The 17,400-nt window shown below is 28.8% G+C and carries 19 protein-coding genes and 7 tRNA genes; 5 read left to right on the top strand and 21 right to left on the bottom strand.

What is annotated here, in order from left to right:
* Window positions 1-73 precede the first annotated feature (73 nt).
* Genes CNZW441b_RS03120 through CNZW441b_RS03080 form a run of 9 tightly spaced genes read right to left on the bottom strand, consistent with a single transcriptional unit; the run spans window position 74 to window position 7,249 of the window.
* On the bottom strand, window positions 74-826 hold the full coding sequence (locus CNZW441b_RS03120; protein WP_216681555.1) for a pseudouridine synthase family protein: 753 nt from the start codon (window positions 824-826) through the stop codon (window positions 74-76).
* Window positions 807-1,976 carry a lipid IV(A) 3-deoxy-D-manno-octulosonic acid transferase gene (waaA, locus tag CNZW441b_RS03115; RefSeq protein WP_216681554.1) on the bottom strand — a complete coding sequence of 390 codons (1,170 nt, stop codon included), beginning with the start codon at window positions 1,974-1,976 and terminating at the stop codon, window positions 807-809. The genes CNZW441b_RS03120 and waaA overlap by 20 nt, the downstream gene beginning before the upstream one ends.
* On the bottom strand, window positions 1,973-2,686 hold the full coding sequence (locus CNZW441b_RS03110; protein ID WP_200218018.1) for a zinc ribbon domain-containing protein: 714 nt from the start codon (window positions 2,684-2,686) through the stop codon (window positions 1,973-1,975). The genes waaA and CNZW441b_RS03110 overlap by 4 nt, the downstream gene beginning before the upstream one ends.
* Window positions 2,686-3,420, bottom strand: a complete 735-nt coding sequence (locus CNZW441b_RS03105) for a Nif3-like dinuclear metal center hexameric protein (RefSeq protein WP_216681553.1) — start codon at window positions 3,418-3,420, stop codon at window positions 2,686-2,688. Before CNZW441b_RS03105 ends, CNZW441b_RS03110 begins: the two co-directional genes overlap by 1 nt.
* On the bottom strand, window positions 3,407-4,270 hold the full coding sequence (gene glyQ, locus CNZW441b_RS03100; protein WP_216681552.1) for a glycine--tRNA ligase subunit alpha: 864 nt from the start codon (window positions 4,268-4,270) through the stop codon (window positions 3,407-3,409). The genes CNZW441b_RS03105 and glyQ overlap by 14 nt, the downstream gene beginning before the upstream one ends.
* Window positions 4,271-4,290: 20 nt before the next feature.
* Window positions 4,291-4,812 (bottom strand): DUF3972 domain-containing protein, encoded by a 522-nt coding sequence (locus CNZW441b_RS03095; RefSeq protein WP_131166317.1) that lies wholly within the window; start codon window positions 4,810-4,812, stop codon window positions 4,291-4,293.
* A gap of 9 nt (window positions 4,813-4,821) precedes the next feature.
* Entirely contained in the window at window positions 4,822-5,319 is a 498-nt protein-coding gene (gene purE / locus CNZW441b_RS03090; protein WP_216681551.1) for a 5-(carboxyamino)imidazole ribonucleotide mutase, read from the bottom strand.
* Window positions 5,316-6,572, bottom strand: a complete 1,257-nt coding sequence (locus CNZW441b_RS03085; protein WP_216681550.1) for a peptidase U32 family protein — start codon at window positions 6,570-6,572, stop codon at window positions 5,316-5,318. The genes purE and CNZW441b_RS03085 overlap by 4 nt, the downstream gene beginning before the upstream one ends.
* Window positions 6,569-7,249: a chemotaxis protein gene (locus CNZW441b_RS03080; RefSeq protein WP_216681549.1), complete on the bottom strand. Its 681-nt coding sequence runs from the start codon at window positions 7,247-7,249 to the stop codon at window positions 6,569-6,571. Before CNZW441b_RS03080 ends, CNZW441b_RS03085 begins: the two co-directional genes overlap by 4 nt.
* A gap of 214 nt (window positions 7,250-7,463) precedes the next feature.
* On the opposite strand from CNZW441b_RS03080, the gene glnA reads away from it, so the two are divergent.
* The gene (glnA, locus tag CNZW441b_RS03075; protein ID WP_200218013.1) at window positions 7,464-8,894 is read left to right on the top strand and encodes a type I glutamate--ammonia ligase; all 1,431 of its coding nucleotides are present in this window, start codon (window positions 7,464-7,466) and stop codon (window positions 8,892-8,894) included.
* A gap of 27 nt (window positions 8,895-8,921) precedes the next feature.
* Here the strand turns inward: glnA and CNZW441b_RS03070 are convergent, their stop codons facing one another.
* The 8 genes from CNZW441b_RS03070 to CNZW441b_RS03035 all read right to left on the bottom strand — a co-directional run bounded on the left by CNZW441b_RS03070 (window position 8,922) and on the right by CNZW441b_RS03035 (window position 10,061).
* Window positions 8,922-9,470 carry a DUF2972 domain-containing protein gene (locus CNZW441b_RS03070; protein WP_280636232.1) on the bottom strand — a complete coding sequence of 183 codons (549 nt, stop codon included), beginning with the start codon at window positions 9,468-9,470 and terminating at the stop codon, window positions 8,922-8,924.
* Window positions 9,471-9,472: 2 nt separating this feature from the next.
* Window positions 9,473-9,549, bottom strand: a tRNA-Asp gene (locus CNZW441b_RS03065).
* Window positions 9,550-9,561: 12 nt separating this feature from the next.
* A tRNA-Val gene (locus CNZW441b_RS03060) sits at window positions 9,562-9,637 on the bottom strand.
* Window positions 9,638-9,648: 11 nt separating this feature from the next.
* Window positions 9,649-9,724, bottom strand: a tRNA-Glu gene (locus tag CNZW441b_RS03055).
* A gap of 14 nt (window positions 9,725-9,738) precedes the next feature.
* A tRNA-Lys gene (locus CNZW441b_RS03050) sits at window positions 9,739-9,814 on the bottom strand.
* 2 nt (window positions 9,815-9,816) lie between these two features.
* Window positions 9,817-9,893: transfer RNA gene (locus tag CNZW441b_RS03045), tRNA-Asp, on the bottom strand.
* A 12-nt stretch (window positions 9,894-9,905) separates the two neighbouring features.
* Window positions 9,906-9,981 (bottom strand) — tRNA-Val (locus CNZW441b_RS03040).
* A gap of 4 nt (window positions 9,982-9,985) precedes the next feature.
* Window positions 9,986-10,061 (bottom strand) — tRNA-Lys (locus CNZW441b_RS03035).
* A 131-nt stretch (window positions 10,062-10,192) separates the two neighbouring features.
* Here CNZW441b_RS03035 and dsbD point away from each other — a divergent pair.
* Window positions 10,193-11,887, top strand: a complete 1,695-nt coding sequence (gene dsbD / locus CNZW441b_RS03030; protein WP_216681547.1) for a protein-disulfide reductase DsbD — start codon at window positions 10,193-10,195, stop codon at window positions 11,885-11,887.
* 2 nt (window positions 11,888-11,889) lie between these two features.
* Here dsbD and CNZW441b_RS03025 read toward each other — a convergent pair whose 3' ends face one another.
* From CNZW441b_RS03025 to CNZW441b_RS03015, 3 genes are read right to left on the bottom strand one after another with little or no spacing between them, the layout of a single operon-like run.
* A complete protein-coding gene (locus CNZW441b_RS03025; protein ID WP_131163534.1) occupies window positions 11,890-12,090 on the bottom strand; it encodes an EexN family lipoprotein in 201 nt (66 codons plus the stop codon).
* Window positions 12,091-12,095: 5 nt separating this feature from the next.
* A complete protein-coding gene (locus CNZW441b_RS03020; RefSeq protein ID WP_131163535.1) occupies window positions 12,096-12,734 on the bottom strand; it encodes a trimeric intracellular cation channel family protein in 639 nt (212 codons plus the stop codon).
* An 11-nt stretch (window positions 12,735-12,745) separates the two neighbouring features.
* Window positions 12,746-13,399 (bottom strand): DNA/RNA non-specific endonuclease, encoded by a 654-nt coding sequence (locus tag CNZW441b_RS03015; RefSeq protein WP_216681546.1) that lies wholly within the window; start codon window positions 13,397-13,399, stop codon window positions 12,746-12,748.
* A gap of 183 nt (window positions 13,400-13,582) precedes the next feature.
* Here CNZW441b_RS03015 and gltS point away from each other — a divergent pair, with 183 nt between their 5' ends.
* Entirely contained in the window at window positions 13,583-14,803 is a 1,221-nt protein-coding gene (gltS, locus tag CNZW441b_RS03010; protein ID WP_131163537.1) for a sodium/glutamate symporter, read from the top strand.
* Here gltS and nth read toward each other — a convergent pair.
* Entirely contained in the window at window positions 14,800-15,423 is a 624-nt protein-coding gene (gene nth / locus CNZW441b_RS03005; protein WP_131163538.1) for an endonuclease III, read from the bottom strand. The two genes, gltS and nth, sit on opposite strands and share 4 nt — an antisense overlap.
* Before the next feature lie 81 nt (window positions 15,424-15,504).
* Here nth and CNZW441b_RS03000 point away from each other — a divergent pair, with 81 nt between their 5' ends.
* Both CNZW441b_RS03000 and fbaA read left to right on the top strand, forming a co-directional pair.
* Window positions 15,505-16,326: a peptidylprolyl isomerase gene (locus tag CNZW441b_RS03000; protein WP_131163539.1), complete on the top strand. Its 822-nt coding sequence runs from the start codon at window positions 15,505-15,507 to the stop codon at window positions 16,324-16,326.
* Complete coding sequence (fbaA, locus tag CNZW441b_RS02995) at window positions 16,326-17,390, top strand: class II fructose-bisphosphate aldolase (protein ID WP_131163540.1); 1,065 nt, start codon at window positions 16,326-16,328, stop codon at window positions 17,388-17,390. Before CNZW441b_RS03000 ends, fbaA begins: the two co-directional genes overlap by 1 nt.
* The last annotated feature ends 10 nt before the right edge of the window (window positions 17,391-17,400 follow it).

Below are 17,400 nucleotides of genomic sequence, written 5' to 3'. Positions count from 1 at the left end.
TAAATACCTTTCGAAAATTTTATATTTTAAGAAATTAAAATTTGCATTATAAAAAATTTTTCCTTAAATACCTTTAAAAAACTAAATTTTTTAAATCAAAACCGAACTGATTAAAATCCTGATCAATTTTTGCTCTAAAAACATAATCTAATATTTTTATTTCATAACTTTGAAGATACATTCTATTGCTTGGAATCTTGGCATATTTTTCATCTCCAATAATACCATGTTTTATAAAGTGAGTATGTACTCTTATTTGATGTGTTCTGCCAGTTGAAATAACAATATGTGCTAAAGTTTTTTTGCCATGGATCATAAGTGGAGTAATTTTTGTATGAGCTTGCAATCCTTGTTTTGATATTTTGCTATATGCACCTTTTTTATTTTTTAAAGTTAAGATAGGCTCATTTATGCAAATCTCTTCAGCAACGATTCCATCAAGCAGTGCTATATAACTTTTATAAACTTTTTGTTGCTTAAACTCTTTAATACACAAAGCTCTAAATTCTTCATTTTTACAAAGCAAAATTACTCCACTTGTTTCTTTATCTAAACGATTCAAAAGCTTTGCATTAAAATCTCTTTCTAAATTTTCACTGATAAAAGAATGAGGTTTATAAATAGCCAAAATATTATTATCTTCAAAAATGATATAAGGATTTTGTATTTTTTTAATAACGAATTTAGCTTTATTATGTAGTAAAGTTCTTGCTAAAACAAGTTTTTTACCTTGAAAAAATACACAACCTCTATCAATCAAATCTTTAGCTTGATGATTTGAAATTCCTTCTTGTAACGCTAATAATTTATAAGCTTTTTCTTGCATTAATACCCTCTTTTATGCTTTCTATAATAATGTTTAAATTACTTTTTTGGTTTATTTTAGCTTTTTTTTGAAGTTTGTGAATCTTATCATCTAATTCACTTATGTCGCTACACAAATAAATATTTTCAACAGCCTCATATAGTTTTTTTTGATTATGAAAATAAATTCCTGAAATTAAAATATTATTAAAAGAGGCTGCCTCTATAGGATTGTGTCCTCCGATACCTTCTATAAAAGATCCTCCAAGTACAACAACATCAGAAATAGCATAAAAATTAACAAGCTCTCCTATGCTATCTAATAACAAAATAGAACTTTTAAACTCATTCTTAAAAGATGGAGATGATAAATTTAAAGAACTAAATTTTACAAAATCCAATTTCTTGGCTTTAAGCAAATTAGCGACCTCTTCAAAACGTTCGGGGTGACGAGGAGCTATAATTAATTTTTCATTTTTCCTTAACATAAAATTTTCTAATAATAAACGCTCTTCTCCCTTATGAGTATTTGCAAAAATAATTAATCTTTGATCTAATTTTTCATAATTTTTATTTATCTGTATTTTTGAATTGATTTTAATATTACCTACAATTTTTATATTTTTAGCCCCTAAATCAACAAGTTTTTTTTGATCTTCTTTGCTTTGAGCAAAAATTTCATCAATATAAGAAAAAATTTTTTTATAAAAAAATGAAAATCTTTTATAATTTTTATATGATTTATCTGAAATTCTTGCATTAATAAGAATAATTTTTGCACCTTTTAATTTGGATATCAAAATCAAAATTAACCAATATTCTGCTTCAAATATCACTAGCACTTTGCACGGTTTAAGCCAAAAAGGAATAAAATTTTCAAAAACAAGATAGTTGACTGATTTGCAAAATTTCTTTGCCTCTTCATAGCCAGTTTGAGTAATTGTAGTAATTCTAGAATCAAAAAGAAATGCAAGATCTTTAATACTCTTTACTTCTCCCAAAGAACAAGCGTGAAAATGGACATCTCTTACATTTTGAACTAAATTTTTATATAAAAAAAATCTTGCTTTTAAGCTATGTTTATATTTTGCTTTTAAAAATGAAAGAAAAAATAAAGGGATAGCTAATAAAATATAAACTATCCAAGTTAATAAATAATAAAAAATAATCAATTTTCTTGAGATTCTTTATAAAGGATTCTACCGCAATGAGGGCAAGTTACAATCTCTTCTCCTTTTATAATCGAAAGATAAGTTTTATCATAAATTCTCATAAAACAACCATAGCAAGCTTGTTTTTTTACAGGAACTACAGCTGTATTCTTGGCCCATTTGCGAATTTTCTCATAAAAACCTAAAACTTTTTGGTTCATTTCTTCAACTAATTTTGTTTTTTTATCATAAACATTCATTCTATCTTTTTCTAGAACTTTCATTTGTTCTTGAACTTCCAATTTAATTTGTTCTAATTGTTTTTCTAAATCTTCTTTTTCTGCAAAAAGTTCTTTTTTATAACTTTCTTTATTTTCTAAAATTTTATCTAAACGGATTATTTCATCATTAGCTGCATCAAGTTGCTCTTTAGCTATGTCTTCTTCTATTTTTAACGCATTTGCTTCTTTTTCAGTTTTAACCATAGCACTTTTTTTTGAGAATTCTTTAATTTTTGCAGAAAATTCTAAAATATGAGTGTTATTTTGACTTTTTTGATTTTGAATATCTTTAATCTCATCGTCGTAATTATTTAATTGTATATTTATTTTATCAATCTTATTTTCTACTTCTTTTAAATTTTTATTGATACTTTCAATTTTAGGCTCAAAACTATCAATTTCCTGATCAATTTTTGATAAAGATACAAGTTGTTCGAGATATTTATTCATTAATTTTCCTTAAAAAATTGGAATGGATTTTTTGAAACCTTTATTATAACCTTTAAAGACAAATTTTGCAAATCTTTTGCTAAAGCTTGTGCAAAATAACACTCACTTTCAAAGTGTCCAATATCAATAAGACTTAATTTATTGCTTAGAGCTTCCAAGGCTTGATGATACTTAAAATCGCCACTTATAAAACAATCAGCATTTACAAAAGGTATTAAATCTCCTCCGCCACCTGTGCAAATAGCCAATCTTTTAATTTTTTGTTTTCCACAAAAACTTATTCTAAGGGTGTCTAAATTTAAAGCCTTTTTTACATGATGACATAAATCTTTAAAATCTATATCAACATCAACATAAATTAAATATTGCTCTTGTTTAAATTCCTTAAAACCTAGAATTTCTTTTGTAAAATAAGAATTTAAATGACTTAAATCATAATTTGTATGCAAAGCAATTAAAGATATATTCTTTTTTATCATTTCCTTAATAAAAGCCCTAGGATACTTTTCTCCCGTTAATTCTTTTAAGGGTTTAAAAATTAATGGATGATGAACAATAAATAAAGAATTTTCACTCGCTTCTTTAATTAAATTTTCATCTATATCAAGGCTTGTATAAATTGTATCAATTTCATTATCCAAATCTCCAAGCAAAATACCACTATTATCCCAGTTTGCCTGATTTTCAAAAGGACTTAATCTGTCTAAAAAAGAATAAATTTCACTCAGCTTCATCTAAATTTTTCTTATAAATTTGAGCACAATTCTTGGCAAGTTCTCTAATTTTTAACATATAATCTTGTCTTTGAGTTACCGAAATTGCTCCTCTAGCGTCTAAAAGATTAAAAGTGTGTGCCGCTAACATACAATAATCATAAGCAGGTAAAGCTAAGCCTTGTTCTAATATGTTTTTACATTCCTTGCAAGCATTTTCAAATTGTATATTTAAAAAATTTACATCACTTAATTCAAAATTATATTTACTAAATTCATATTCACTTTGCTTATGGACATCTCCATACTTAATAACCTTATTGCCAAATTCACTCCAAACGATATCATAAACATTTTCAACATTTTGAATATACATTGCAATTCTTTCTAATCCGTAAGTAATTTCAGCACTTACCAAATCTACAGCTATTCCTCCAACTTGTTGAAAATAAGTAAATTGAGTTACTTCCATGCCATCAAGCCATACTTCCCAACCTAAACCCCAAGCACCTAAACTTGGACTTTCCCAGTTATCTTCAACAAAACGTATATCATGATTTTTTAAGTCAAATCCTAAACTTTCTAAACTCTTTAAATACAATTCTTGTATATTATCAGGACTAGGTTTTATTAAAACTTGAAATTGATAATAAGCTCCTAAACGATTAGGATTTTCTCCATATCGTCCATCTGTTGGGCGACGACTTGGCGCAACATATGCTACAGACCAAGGTTTCTTTCCTAAGCTTCTTAAAAAAGTTGCAGGATGAAAAGTTCCAGCACCTGCTGGCATATCATAAGGCTGCATTATAGCACAACCTTGATTTTGCCAATAATTTTGTAAATTTAAAATAATTTGCGAAAAAGTCATTTTAACTCTCTTAGTATTTTTTATTTATTATTTTCATTTTTATCTTTATTCATCTCTAAATCAGGTTCAGTTTTTGCTCCAAAAATTTCAGTTGTTTTACTCCACATTAATTTATATTTGCGTTTTAAAAACTCCACTTCTTCACGTGCATGCTTTAACTCAGTGTTTAAAGTCTCTATTGTTTTTCTATCAGCATCATAAAGTTCTTGCATAGAATAAAGAGCATCTTTTAAAAATTTATTTTCATTTTTTAAGGCTTCTAAAGTCTCGTCTTTGGCATCTAAAACTTTTTCATGTAAATTTAAAATAGTTCCTATTGTTTTTTCAACAAAACTTTCCCCTGCTAAAGTTATGGAATTAACCATAGAATTTTTCGATGCAGTGCTTGGAACTACGCTAAAGGTTCCTTGATTAGCCTCTATATATATTTTATCATTCTCTTCTTTGAAATTTAAAGATCCATTTGCCATCATGCCTTTAACAACATCTTCATTTAAATGAACTAATTTACAAAATTCGCTTAGTTCTAGATAAGTTTGCATTTTATTCCTTTATTGTAACAAAACTTCAATTCCTTTTGAATCGTTAATAATTTTTTCCTGCTGTTCTTGTCTATCTTCTAATAAAGATTTATTCAACTCAATATTATCTAAAGCCAAAATTTGTATAGCTAAGTAAGCTGCATTAATAGCACCTGCTTTACCTATAGCTAATGTGGCAACAGGAATTCCACTAGGCATTTGAACACAAGAAAATAAAGCATCCATACTTGCTAAATTTGAATTTGGCATAGGTATAGCTAATACAGGCTTAATAGTATGGGCTGCACAAACTCCTGCCAAATGAGCCGCCATACCCGCTGCTGCAATAAAAACTTTAGCTCCTCTTTTTTCAGCATCTTCTATATATAATTTTGTTCTTGTTGGGCTTCTATGAGCAGATGTAATTATCAATTCATAAGAAACATTAAACTTTTTAAAAATTTTTTCTGCTTCTTTTACAATTTCATAATCACTCTTACTTCCCATCAAAATTGCTACAAAACTCACACAAGCTCCTTGCGTAAAAAACTAAATTGCGGAATAGAAACTGGCATTTTAATCTCATTTTCATTTCCACTATGAATCACTTCAAACTCTTTATTATTCTTTGCTATCATTTTTTTAAATTCAATAAAATATTTATCATCTTTTTTATAAATTGTTCCTAATTCATTGTCACATTCTTGTATTTTTGCTTCTAATGGACTTAAAATTTCATAGGGTGTTTTTAATGAAATTTTACCTTTACATTTAAAAAAGGATCCATCTTCTGTAAATGCGCATACTTGATGTGTCCCTTCTTCAATGCTTGAAATATGATTTTGTGTATCTCGTTTTTCAAAAGGGCGCGAAACTAAATAACCATCTGTAAATCCACGATTTTTTAAAGTATTTAACTCTTTCTCATATTTCTTAATATCAAAACAATCGTTTAAAACATCTTGTATTGCCATTTTATAAGTTCTTGTTGTAAGAGCTACATAATACTCACTTTTAGTGCGACCTTCTATTTTGAAAGCCTGAATGCAATTTTCTTTCATAATTTTTTGAATATAAGCACCCAAATTCAAATCTTTAGAATTAAAAATATATGTTCCATTTTGATCCTCTTCTAAACGAAACAAAGCTCCATTATCTGAATTTTTTGCATAAAGCTCGTAATTAAATCTGCAATCATTAGCACAAGTTCCACGATTACTCATTCTTCCGCTTTGAACAGAGCTAATTAAACAGCGACCAGAATAAGCAAAACACATAGAACCATGCACAAATGCCTCTAGTTCAATATCGCAATTTTCTTGAATAATTTTAGCATCTTTTAAAGAAAGCTCTCTTGCAATTACAATGCGTTTAGCTCCCATATTTTTATAAACTTTAGCATCAAGATAATTTAATACATTGGCTTGAGTAGAAATATGCAAAGGTATTTCAGGAGCAAGCTCTCTTGCTAAATTTAAAGCACCGAGTGATGCTATAATAAAAGCATCAGGCTTCATTTCCTTTAACTTTAATATATGTTTTTTTAAACCTTCAATTTGAGAATTAAGATGAAAGCCATTTAAAGTAACATAAATTTTTTTACCTTTAGAATGCGTATAATCAATAGCTTGTTTGAAAGTTTCATAATTAAAATCTTTAGCTGCTCTCGAGCGTAAAGAAAAATGATTAACCCCTGCATAAATTGCATCAGCACCATAAGCTAAAGCAATTTTTAGTTTGGTAAAATTGCCAGCTGGCGCAACAATTTCAGGTATAATCATTTTTTTCCTAAAGTTGCTATTAATGCTTCTATATCATCATTACTAACAACATCAGCAGTATTATCTCCTTGTATATGTACAGCAGAACTTACACGTTTTTGATCGTCAATTTTCCCTTCAAATAGAGAGTTCATATAACGACTCAAAGATCTCATAACATTAATAACACGCTCAATTTTTTGACGGTGAATATCTTGATACTGCATAACATCCATTATCATCATCACTTCATCCTGACCGCTTTGTAAATTATCAATAATACTACCAATTTTACTTACAGTATTTTTGTTTAAATTTAAAGTTTCCGAGAAACTTTCGACATTAGGAAATTTATCATTTAATTTAGAGAATATATCAATATTTTTATTTAAAACTTTTTTTAATTCATTGACCAAACTTTCAGAGTCTATAAAAAAATTATTTATAACTTCTAATTTCTCCATAATCTCTGTAGCTCTTTCCTCGCTATCTCTTGTTACATCGTCTAATTGATGAACTACCTTGTGCTCTTTACTTGGAGGTGGTAATGGCCAACCTTCTTTAGGATCTGGTCTATATCCAATATTCTCTTCTAAATTTTCTTGAATTTCATTTTTATTATATTCATGTTCTTCTTCAGCGTTTTCATCAAATTCAGCTGTACTTTCCATTAGAGCATCAAGTTCTTCTTGAGTCATTATTATCCTTTAAACCTAAAAAAATATAAAAATATTAATGAAATATTAGCCAAAAATATTTAAAAAAACTTAATAAATTTCAAAAAAAAAAAAAACAAATATATTTTATTAAGTCGAGTATTAATATATCGACTTCTAAAGAATATAATTTATATTTAAAAAAATATGATACAATCTTTACTATCAAAAACTAATGATAGGAATGTAAATAGCAATGGGAAAATTTGTAAATAATGTTGAAGAATTTTTTGATTTTTGTAAAAATAATGAAGTAATTTTTGTTGATTTTAGATTCAGTGATCTTATAGGCACTTGGCATCATATTACCTATAATTTTAACTCTATAAATAAAGAAACCTTTAAACAAGGAATTCCATTTGATGGGAGTTCAATTCTTGGTTGGCAACCTATAGAAAAATCAGATATGATACTTATGCCTGATGCACAAAGTGCTTTTTTAGATCCTTTTAGTGCCGATCAAACTATTATAGTTTTTTGCGATGTTTATGACATTTATAAAAATCAAATGTATGAAAAATGCCCTAGAAGTATTGCTAAAAAAGCTATGGATAATTTAAAAAATAGCAATATAGCGGATATGGCATACTTTGGTCCTGAAAATGAATTTTTTATTTTTGATAATGTAAAAATCATAGATACTCCAAACTGTTCTAAATATGAAGTAGACACAGAAGAGGGAGAATGGAATGACAATAAAGAATTCACAGACAATTACAATACTGGACACAGGCCAAGAAATAAAGGAGGATATTTTCCTGTTGCTCCTATAGACTCTCTTGTTGATATACGTTCTGAAATAGCCCAAACCTTAGAAAAAGTAGGTCTTAAAACTTTTGTTCATCATCATGAAGTAGCGCAAGGGCAAGCAGAGATTGGAGTTTATTATAGTACTTTAGTAGAAGCGGCTGATAATGTCCAAATTTACAAATACATAGTTAAGATGATAGCTCATTTAAATGGAAAAACTGCAACTTTCATGCCAAAACCTCTTTATGAAGATAATGGAAGCGGAATGCATGTGCATATGAGTCTATGGAAAGATGGAGTTAATTTATTTTACGATGAGAAAGGTTATGGGAAATTAAGCCAAACAGCTATTTACTATATAGGAGGAATTCTTAAAAATGCAAGAAGCGTTGCAGCTTTTACCAATGCAAGCTCCAACTCTTATAAAAGGATTGTTCCAGGTTTTGAAGCACCTTGCATACTAACTTATTCTTGTCAAAATAGAAGTGCGAGTTGTCGTGTTCCTTATGGTATTGATAAAAAAAGCGCAAGAATTGAAATAAGATTTCCTGATAATACAGCTAATCCTTATTTAGCTTTTGTAAGCTTACTTATGGCTGGACTTGATGGCATTAAAAATAAAACTATACCTGTTGGTCCTATGGATGAAAATCTTTTTGAGCTTACTTTAGATGAAATTCGCGAAAAAGGTATAGAACAACTACCGCATACTTTAAGAGGAAGTTTAGAAGCATTGATTAGAAATAATGAATATTTAAAACCTGTTATAAACGATACTTTTGTACAAGCTTATCAACATTTAAAATTTAAAACTCAAGTTTGGCCAGTAGAATCTCGACCAACAGCCTATGAATTTAAAACTTGCTATTCTTGCTAAATTAAAATAAAGTATAAACTTTATACTTTATTTCCCATCTAATTCTTCACACATCTTTTCAAATTCTTTATAGTATTTCCATTTTTCTATATATTCTGGATGATTTTCTTTAACATAAGCTAAATCATCATCTAAAAGTTTTTTGAGCTTAATTCTTAAATCTTTTTTATCTTTAAAATATTCTAAAATTTGTCTTTCATTAATAAGATTATTTTTAATATCTATTTCATGCTTTTCTAGTGCATTTATATAATCATTAAGATAATTTTTACATTTTTTAAATAATACTTGATTATTTTTTAAAAATATATAATCGTGCTCTTTAATAAGTAATATAAGATTATCAAACATTAAATTTCTATTTTCAAATATTTCTTTGCTAATCTCTATAAAACCTTGTTTGTTGCTATGAAGTTGATGAGTTGTAATAATAATTTTACAATTTTTATCAATATATAAATCTACAGGTAAAACAAGTAAATCTCCTTGATTTCTATTTGCTCTTCCTTGAAAAATCAAAGGATCTCTAGGTGGAGTAAAATTATATTTATGAGCCAATCTTGTAAAAGTATAAATTCTGGCGCGGCGGACGGGGCTCGAACCCGCGACCTCCGGCGTGACAGGCCGATATTCTAACCAGCTGAACTACCGCCGCAAAAGAATGAAGTGGTGGTCACTATAAGACTCGAACTTATGACATCCACCTTGTAAGGGTGGCGCTCTACCAACTGAGCTAAGCGACCTAATATATTTTTGGCGACCCCTAGAGGATTTGAACCTCTGTTTTCACACAGAGAGAGTGATGTCCTGGGCCACTAGACGAAAGGGTCAAACCCTATAAAAGTGGTGTCCCGTGTTGGATTCGAACCAACGGCCCCCTCCTTAAAAGGGAGATGCTCTACCGGCTGAGCTAACGAGACAATGGCGCGGCGGACGGGGCTCGAACCCGCGACCTCCGGCGTGACAGGCCGATATTCTAACCAGCTGAACTACCGCCGCAAAAGAATGAAGTGGTGGTCACTATAAGACTCGAACTTATGACATCCACCTTGTAAGGGTGGCGCTCTACCAACTGAGCTAAGCGACCTAAGTGGTGTCCCGTGTTGGATTCGAACCAACGGCCCCCTCCTTAAAAGGGAGATGCTCTACCGGCTGAGCTAACGAGACGTGTTTAAAAACTGAGTTGTGATTATGCCAAAATATAAAGTATTTTGTCAAGGGTAAAAAGAAAAATATATCATTAATTAACTTTAATAAAATATAATCTTATCTTAAACTTAAAAATATAAAGGAAAATAGTGCGTTTTGTTTTTTTATTATTAATATTGTTTAATTTTATTTTTGCAAATATATTAAGTCTTGATAAAGCTTTTAATATTGCTTTAAATTCAGATAAACAAGCTCTTTATATTAATTTTAAACTTGGAGATGAAATTTATCTTTATAAAGATAAAATAACAATCAAACTTAATGAAAAAGATATTACAGAGTTATTAAATTTTCCAACTCCAATTATAAAAGATAATGAATACATATATTATAAAAACCTATCTCTTGCTATGCCTAATATTTTACTAGATCAATATACACAAAAAAAAGATAGTTTATTGCAAATAACTTATCAAGGATGTTCAAATCAAGGCCTGTGCTACCAACCTCAAAAAATTAATTACTCCTTAAAAGAAAAAAATAATATTTATATCTATTCAAAAATAAATAAAATAAAACAACAAAACCTAACTTCTGCTTCAGAAGAAAGCATTATTGAAAAATTTATTAATACTGAAAATTTATTTACCATTTTAATAACTTTTTTTGGATATGGTTTATTATTATCCTTAACTCCTTGTACATTGCCAATGATTCCTATTTTATCTTCTTTAATTATGTCAAAAGTAGGTATTTCAAAAAAATACAGTTTTTTTCTATCTTTTATCTATGTTTTTTTTATGTCTTTAGCCTATGCGATTGCTGGAATAATTGCAAGCTATATTGGCGCAAGCGTTCAAGGATTATTGCAAAAACCTGTTGTTTTAATTTTTTTCTCTCTTATATTTGTATTATTTTCTTTAGCCATGTTTGAAGTTTTTAACTTTGAACTTCCTAGCAAATTTCAAAATTTTATTCATAAAAAAACCAATCAAGGCAAAGGTATAATTAGTATTGCTATAATGGGATTTTTATCAGCTTTAATTGTGGGACCTTGTGTAGCCGCTCCTTTGGCTGGAGCTTTACTCTATATAGCAAATTCTGGAGATATGATACTTGGAGGCTTAACATTATTTACTATGAGTTTTGGAATGGGAATTCCTTTATTATTTATAGGTCTAGGAATTGGTTTTATTAAACCTGGACAATGGATGAAAAAAATTAAAATTCTTTTTGGTTTTATAATGCTTGGTATGGCTATTTGGATTTTAGAAAGAATTTTAGATTTTAGATTTATTCTGATAGGATATGGAGTATTAGGTGTTTTCTTTTGTGTTTTTATGGGTATTTTTGATAAAGCAAAAAACTTTTTAAACTCTTTTAAAAAATCTTTACTTATTTTAATTCTTAGTTTAAGTATCACATTGTTTTTAGCCGGAATCTTTAATATTAAAGAGGTTCCAAATTTTCTTTCTAATCAAACACAAAAATACAATTTTTTAAATTTTACTTATATCTCTAATTTAGATGAACTTTTAAATGTTATTAAAAATAGCCCAAAAAAAGTTATGATAGATTTTACTGCTACATGGTGTGAAAATTGTAAGCTTTTAGATAATATTACCTTTAAAGATCCTGCGGTTATTAAAGAGTTAAATGAATATAAACTTATAAAAGTTGATGTAAGTGAAAATAATGAAGAACAAATTAAAATAATGAAACACTTTAATGTCTTTGGTCCACCAGTTTTAATATTTTTTCAAAATAACCAAGAAAAATTGAAAATTACAGGATTTATAAAGCCTCAAGATTTATTAAAAAAGATTTCTTTTGATGAAAATTAAAATCACTCTTGTGTTAAATTTTCATCTCTAGGAAAACCAACTTTATATGCATTAACACAATCTAAACTGATTATAGCATTGTGACGACACTCTAAAGATCTTTTTCTAGCCTCCTCTGGATGAGCTTTATAGTATTCTTCGCTTTTGTGTTCACAACCCATTAAAATAAATATAAACATCATAAATATAAATTTTATTTTCATATTATTTAACCTTTTTGTTTATTTTCCTGATCATTTTCATTATAAGAAAATATAGGCAAAGACCACTTATACTTAATAGCCAAAAGTCTTATGCTTACACCAAATAAAAGTGATACAAGAGTACATATCAAATCACTAAATTCGAACCATATTCTTAATACAAAATAGACTGTTGCCGTAATAATAGCAATTCCTGCATAAATTTCTTTTTGAAAAACAAGTGGAATCCTCATACACAAAATATCTCTTAAAATTCCACCAAAAACACCTGTTATAACCGCTGCAGATACTGCTATAATATAACCATAATTCTGTTCAATTGCAATTTGTGCACCAAGTATACTAAAAACAACAAGCCCTACAGCATCAAGAGTTAAAAATAGACCTTCAAGCCTTGTAACTATACGCGGAATTCTTGTTGCAAATAAGGCAAAAAAACAAATTAAGATAATATATTCTGGATGTTTTACCCAAGTAAGTGGATAATGACCTAATAATATATCCCTAATACTACCTCCACCAATTGCAGTCACCAAAGCAATAAATATAACTCCAAACAAATCCATTTTGTATTTTCCAGCAGCCAAAGCACCTGTCATTCCTTCAGCAGATATTCCGATAATATATAAAATAGTAAGAAGCATAAATTTTTTGCCTAAAATATTTTACAATCAATCTTATAATTTTTAATTTTCTCGTCTTCTACATTTTGATTTGGGATTTGATAGCATTCTTTATAGCTATTTGTCTTTAAAATTTTAATATAATGACTAGGAATAGCAATATTATTTCTAATAAATTTTGGATTATCTTGATAAATTACTAAATTTAAAACCTCGATACTTCCATTTTTTAAAGCGAGCTGTCTTTCTCTTTTTTCAATTTTATTCCAAACTTTATTGTTAATTTGTGCATTTTGTGGAGTAATATTACTCATTAAAAAAACTGATTTTTGCGCAGCCACACTAAAACGAAATGAAGCATTTGGAGCAGTATGGCCCCTTGTATAACCACTCTTTTTATAATCTTGCCAATAAGTTCTATATTTTTTTGGTATATTTGTATCTTCTTCAAAGTATGGTCTATTTTTTAATTGAACAGCTTTTAAATTACTAGCTTCTACTCTATAAGCCACTGCTTTTGTTCCCTTATAACCATAATCATAACAATTTAAATAATAAAATTTATCCAAGACCAAAGAACAATCTTCATTGTTAAAATATTTCTTAAATTCTTTACTAGGGATATAACGATCATTAGCAAAAGTTAAGCCAAAAATACAAAACAAAATGATAATACTCTTTTTCATTAATAAAATCTCTAAATATTTTTAAAATTTTTATCTACAAAGGTTAATTATACTTTAGTTATTCTTAATAATTATTGTATTTTCGTAACATTAATTTTAATTTACATTAAACCTTGTTTAATTTTTATAATATTTTCAAGCAAAGATTTTTAAAATAAATTAAAATAATTTCTAGGAGTTTACATGAGTTTAAATTTTGACTTCTATGCAACACTAGTTGTTATAGTTTTAGTTTTATTACTTGGTTTTTTTATAACAAATAAAATTAAGTTTTTAAAAGATTATAATATTCCAGAACCTGTAGTTGGAGGCGGAATTGCATCTATAGTCATACTTCTTATATATTCTTTTGGGGATATAAGCATTAAATTTGACAATTCATTTAAAGATCCTTTGATGCTTACTTTTTTTGCCAGTATAGGTTTATTAGCTGATTTTTCTTCTCTAAAAAAGGGCGGGAAAAAATTAATTATTTTCTTATTTGTTATATCAGGATTGTTGATAACCCAAAACATTATAGGAATTGGCGTTGCTAGTGCTATGGGTCAAAATCCTCTCATTGGATTACTTGGAGGATCGATTACTATGAGCGGTGGTCACGGCACAGGTGCTGCTTGGGCAAGTGAATTTATAAAAGCTCCATATTTTTTCACACCTGCAACAGAAGTTGCAATTGCAAGTGCTACATTTGGATTAATAGCTGGAGGTATTATAGGGGGTCCTGTAGCAAGATTTTTAATTAATAAATATAGTTTAAAAACAAATCTAGAAGATAATTCATCAAATGAAGCTATTTTAAATTTTGAAGAACCTCAAAAAGAAAAACTTATCACCCCAACCTCTTTTATTAAGTCTCTTGCTTTAATAGGTCTTTGCTTATTAATAGGAAGTTATTTATCATCTTGGATTAAATCAAGCACTGGATTTACATTGCCAACTTTTGTATATTGTCTTTTTGTGGGAGTTATTTTACGCAATACTCTTTCTATTTCAAAAGTTCATCAAGTGTTTGATAGAGAAGTTTCTGTCCTTGGAAATGTCAGTTTATCGCTTTTCTTAACTTTTGCCCTAATGACTGTAAATCTTTGGGAGCTTGTTTCACTTGCGCTACCAATTCTAGTTATCTTAATTTTTCAAGTTATTACCATGATTCTTTATTCAATATTTATTACCTTTAAATTTTGTGGAAAAGATTATGATGCAGCAGTTTTAGCAGCGGGGCATTGTGGATTTGGATTGGGAGCAACTCCAACAGCTATGGTAAATATGCAAGCAGTTACAAATCATTATGGACCAAGTCATATGGCATTTATTATTGTGCCTCTTTGCGGTGCATTTTTTATTGATATAATCAACGCTTTAATTATTAATGCTTTTTTATATTTGCCATTCTTTGGTCATTAAACTATTTTATCTTTACTTTTGCACAAATGTTCTAAAAAACACTCTTTACAAAGAGGTTTTTTAGCCTTGCAAGTATACCTTCCAAAAAGAACCATTGCCTGATGAAGATAGTTTAAATTATTTTGAAAAATTTTTGTTAAATCTTTCTCGGTTTCTTCTGGAGTTTTTGCCTTACTAAGACCTAAACGATGCGACACTCTAAATACATGAGTATCTACAGCCATAAAATTTGCCCCACACCATTCGATTAAAACTACATGGGCAGTTTTTTGTCCAACTCCGGCCAAAGATTTTAAATCTTTCTCATTTAAAGGGATTTCTCCGTTAAAATTTTCACATACAGTTTTTGCCATTTTAATTAAGTTTTCTGCTTTATTATTAAAAAAAGAGCAAGTTTGAATAAAACTTTTAACACTCGCTAAATTGGCATTTGATAGAGCCTTTATATCAGGATATGCCTCAAAAAATGCAGGAGTGATTAAATTAACCCTTTTATCAGTGCACTGAGCTGAAAGCATTACGCAAACTAAAAGCTCATAAAGATTTCTAAATTTAAGCTCTGTTACAGGTTTATCAAATTTTTCTAAAAAAAGTTCTTTAATTTTTAAATTTCTTTTCATTTTTTTATTTTAGTTAATTAGCTTTAAACTAAGTTTAGATATAATCTATAGACAAAAATTTAAAAAAAGGAAAACAAAACGATGAAAAAAATTTCTTTAGTTGCAGCATCATTAATTGCTGGAATAAGTTTTAATTTAAATGCAGCTACTGTGGCTGTTCTTAATGGTAAAAACATTAGTGATACAGAAGTAGGAGAATTTTTTGCACCAATGCTAAGAGGACAAAATTTTACAAATCTTCCACAAGATCAGAAAAAAGCTTTAATTCAACAATATATTGCACAAGAACTTGTTTTACAAGATGCTAAAAAACAAAATTTAGAAAAAGATCCTCTTTATGCAAAAGAACTTGAAAAGGCTAAAGAAGGTATTTTATTGGCTGTTTATCAAGAAAAAATTCTTAACTCCGTTAAAGTTGATGAATCAAAAGTAAAAGCCTTTTATGAACAAAACAAAGACAAATATGTTCAACAAGCAAGAGTGCAAGCAAGACATATCTTAGTTTCTAGCGAAAAAGAAGCTACAAGCATTATTAATGAACTTAAAAATTTAAAAGGTGAGGCACTACTTAAAAAATTTAGCTCTCTTGCAAAAGAAAAATCAATTGACACAGGCTCAGCTTCTCAAGGCGGAGAACTTGGATGGTTTGATCAATCAACAATGGTAAAACCTTTCACAGATGCTGCTTTTTCTCTTAAAAATGGAGAGATAACGAAAACTCCTATAAAAACTAATTTTGGTTATCATGTTATTCTTAAAGAAAATTCTCAACCAAAAAAACAAATAAGCTTCAATGAAGTTAAACAAGGCATTGAAAATGGGCTTAAATTTGAAGAGTTTAAGAAAATAATGGCACAAAAAACTCAAGATCTTATTAATCAAGCAAAAGTGGAATATAAATAATGGGAATTTTAGATATAGTAAAACCTGGAGTTATAACCGGAGATGAACTTAATAAAATCTATGATTATGCTAAAGCTGAAAAATTTGCTATTCCAGCTGTTAATGTTGTAGGAACTAACTCTATTAATGCTGTTTTAGAAACAGCAAAAAAGGTTAATTCCCCAGTTATTATCCAATTTTCAAATGGAGGAGCAAAATTCTATGCAGGAAAAAATTGTCCTAACGCAGAAATCTTAGGAGCAATTAGTGGTGCAAAACATGTCCATTTGCTTGCAAAAGCTTATAATATCCCAGTAATTTTACATACAGACCACGCCGCTAAAAAACTTTTGCCTTGGATTGATGGTCTTATTAAAGCAAACATAGATTTCAAACAACAGCATTCTCAAGCGCTGTTTAGCTCACATATGTTAGATTTGAGCGAAGAAAGCTTAGAAGAAAATTTAAGTATTTGTAGCTCCTATCTTAAGCAATTAAGTGCCCTAGGAATTTCTTTAGAAATCGAACTTGGTTGCACAGGCGGAGAAGAAGATGGTGTTGATAATACAAATATTGATAATGCCAAACTTTACACTCAACCAGAAGATGTGGCTCTTGCTTATGAAACATTAAGCAAGATTAGCAATAACTTTACCATAGCTGCGAGTTTTGGAAATGTTCATGGGGTCTATAAACCTGGAAATGTTACTTTACAACCTGAAATATTAAAAAATTCCCAAGAGTATGTAAAAAACAAATTCAAACTTTCTCACGCTAAGCCTATTAATTTTGTTTTCCACGGCGGAAGTGGAAGCGAATTAAAAGATATACAAGATGCGATCAGCTATGGTGTAATAAAAATGAATATTGATACAGATACTCAATGGGCATTTTGGGATGGTGTTCGTTTATATGAGAGCCAAAATAAAGCTTATTTACAAGGACAAATTGGCAATCCAGAAGGAGATGATAAACCAAATAAAAAATATTATGATCCGCGCGTTTGGTTAAGATCTGGAGAAGAAAGTATGATCAAACGTTTAGAAATTGCATTTGAAAATTTAAATTGTATTAATAAAAATTAAACCAACTAAC

Origin of the sequence: Campylobacter novaezeelandiae, from assembly GCF_018968685.1 — a bacterium.
Classification (GTDB): Bacteria; Campylobacterota; Campylobacteria; order Campylobacterales; family Campylobacteraceae; genus Campylobacter_D; species Campylobacter_D novaezeelandiae.
The sequence above is the reverse complement of the archived record's forward strand: the minus strand, read 5'-3'. Positions and strand labels throughout refer to the sequence as shown.

Coding starts and splice junctions, on each gene's coding strand:
- glyQ (WP_216681552.1), bottom strand. CDS start 4,270: ATGACTTTTTCGCAAATTATTTTAAATTTACAAAATTATTGGCAAAAT.
- CNZW441b_RS03110 (WP_200218018.1), bottom strand. CDS start 2,686: ATGAATAAATATCTCGAACAACTTGTATCTTTATCAAAAATTGATCAG.
- nth (WP_131163538.1), bottom strand. CDS start 15,423: ATGAAAAGAAATTTAAAAATTAAAGAACTTTTTTTAGAAAAATTTGAT.
- gltS (WP_131163537.1), top strand. CDS start 13,583: ATGAGTTTAAATTTTGACTTCTATGCAACACTAGTTGTTATAGTTTTA.
- CNZW441b_RS03015 (WP_216681546.1), bottom strand. CDS start 13,399: ATGAAAAAGAGTATTATCATTTTGTTTTGTATTTTTGGCTTAACTTTT.
- CNZW441b_RS03120 (WP_216681555.1), bottom strand. CDS start 826: ATGCAAGAAAAAGCTTATAAATTATTAGCGTTACAAGAAGGAATTTCA.
- fbaA (WP_131163540.1), top strand. CDS start 16,326: ATGGGAATTTTAGATATAGTAAAACCTGGAGTTATAACCGGAGATGAA.
- CNZW441b_RS03095 (WP_131166317.1), bottom strand. CDS start 4,812: ATGCAAACTTATCTAGAACTAAGCGAATTTTGTAAATTAGTTCATTTA.
- CNZW441b_RS03025 (WP_131163534.1), bottom strand. CDS start 12,090: ATGAAAATAAAATTTATATTTATGATGTTTATATTTATTTTAATGGGT.
- CNZW441b_RS03080 (WP_216681549.1), bottom strand. CDS start 7,249: ATGACTCAAGAAGAACTTGATGCTCTAATGGAAAGTACAGCTGAATTT.
- CNZW441b_RS03000 (WP_131163539.1), top strand. CDS start 15,505: ATGAAAAAAATTTCTTTAGTTGCAGCATCATTAATTGCTGGAATAAGT.
- CNZW441b_RS03105 (WP_216681553.1), bottom strand. CDS start 3,420: ATGAAGCTGAGTGAAATTTATTCTTTTTTAGACAGATTAAGTCCTTTT.
- glnA (WP_200218013.1), top strand. CDS start 7,464: ATGGGAAAATTTGTAAATAATGTTGAAGAATTTTTTGATTTTTGTAAA.
- CNZW441b_RS03020 (WP_131163535.1), bottom strand. CDS start 12,734: ATGCTTCTTACTATTTTATATATTATCGGAATATCTGCTGAAGGAATG.
- CNZW441b_RS03085 (WP_216681550.1), bottom strand. CDS start 6,572: ATGATTATACCTGAAATTGTTGCGCCAGCTGGCAATTTTACCAAACTA.